The following is a 1,670-nucleotide window of genomic DNA, read 5'->3' as shown; positions in this document are numbered from 1 at the left end:
CGGTGTTTTTCAAGATAGTTGTCACTCTTTGTTTAAATATTAAGCTGCATTTATTACGCCTTCTTCTGGTGCCTTATCTGGGTTGAGTGTTACAGCGCCAACCGCTTCACAATTTCTGATCTCTGTAGACCAACGCATCGGTTTTCTTTCCTTCGCCGCCTCAAGCACTTTCTTGCGCTTCGCTAAAATAGCGCCATCTTGCAGTGCATGACGTTGCCCTGGTGAGACAAAATTTAGCTGGCTGTGTTTATGCTCATCGTTGTACCAGGTTACAAACTTTTCCACCCATTCTCTTGCTGTTGCTAAGCAGCAAAAACCTGATGCCGGCCACTGTGGGCGGTATTTCAACGTTTTAAATAACGACTCTGAAAAGGGGTTGTCATTACTCACCCGCGGCCGACTTAATGATGCCGTAATACCAAGCTCTTCCAGCTTGGCTTTCATGGTCAGTGACTTCATCGGCGCCCCATTATCAGAATGCAGCACTAATGGCGTGTTAAAGCATTGCTCGCGTAACAGACAGCGTTGGATTAGCGCAGCGGCATATTCCCCACTTTCTTGCTCATGAACTTCGTAACCCACTATTTTTCTACTGTAAATATCTTCAAACAGGTACAAATAGTAGAACTGGCCTTTGACGATTGAGGCTAAATAAGTGATGTCCCATGACCACACTTGATTCGGCCCATCTGCCCGATAACTCAACGGTTTGCTTCGATTGACCGCAGCCTGAGTGCGGCCACGATGGTTAAGTTGACCATGAGCATTTAACACTCTGTAGAAGCTGGATTCCGAGGCGATATAAATCCCGTTATCTAATAATGTTGGCACAATTTGCGACGGGGGTAAGCTGGCGTACTCCGCTTGATTGCACACACTTAATATCTGTTGTCGCTCATGTTCTTCGAGTTTATTTGCTGGCTCTGGTCGAGCTGCTGTTGGCCTTAAATCAGCTTGCACTTGACCTTCTCGATACCAACGTCGATAGGTACGCTTACTGAGGCCCGTTTCAGCACAAGCCTTATAAAGGCGAGCACCCTGGGTATACGCCTCTTGGATTAAGGCAATCAATGCTATGCGCTCAGGCAAGGGGGTTAGCTCTCCTCGCTGTCGTCCCCCCAGAGCGCATTGAGCTTTTTTCTGAGCACCAGTAACGCAGCAGCTTCAGCCAGCGCTTTCTCCTTATAGCGCAATTCCCGTTGCAGCGATTTGATTTCGGCTTTGTCAGCCTTAGCCTGCTGTTTAATGGTTTTAGTTTGTACTTCTGAGGTTTGAAAACCAGCTAAACAATCCTGTTTCCACTGCTGTACTTGCTCGCGGAACAAGCCCTTTTCACGGCAATACTGGTTTATCTCCGCTTCCGACAGCGGCGCTGTTTCAATAATCACGGCAAGTTTTGCTTCAGCCGACCAATCATCGGCTGTTAATGTTTTACCTGGCACGGGGCGACCTTCTTTTCTGGCAATATCTCGCCAATGATACAAGGTTTGCACCGCGATGCCTTCTTCCCGAGCGACCTCTGCGACCGTTAAGTTGTGAGGAGGTAATAATTTTTTAAGGATCGCCTCTTTACGTTCTGGTGAATACCGAGCCATATCGTTCTCTTTTGCCGCACCCTGTCTTTAAACATAATGATTATTTAGGGGTGACAACAATCCTGACACAGGGGG

The 1,670-nt window shown here is 47.5% G+C and carries 1 protein-coding gene; it reads right to left on the bottom strand.

Features of this window, described 5'->3' with window-relative positions; genetic code table 11:
• Nucleotides 1-39 precede the first annotated feature (39 nt).
• A protein-coding gene (locus tag MO387_RS20710) for an IS3-like element ISSpu6 family transposase (RefSeq protein ID WP_220778109.1) occupies nucleotides 40-1,595 on the bottom strand; the annotation gives its coding sequence in 2 pieces (ribosomal slippage) (nucleotides 40-1,133 and nucleotides 1,133-1,595; 1,557 coding nt in all).
• Nucleotides 1,596-1,670 lie beyond the last annotated feature (75 nt).

Source organism: Shewanella sp. N2AIL (assembly GCF_022690845.1).
Taxonomy (GTDB): domain Bacteria; phylum Pseudomonadota; class Gammaproteobacteria; order Enterobacterales; family Shewanellaceae; genus Shewanella; species Shewanella baltica.
The sequence above is the reverse complement of the archived record's forward strand: the minus strand, read 5'-3'. Positions and strand labels throughout refer to the sequence as shown.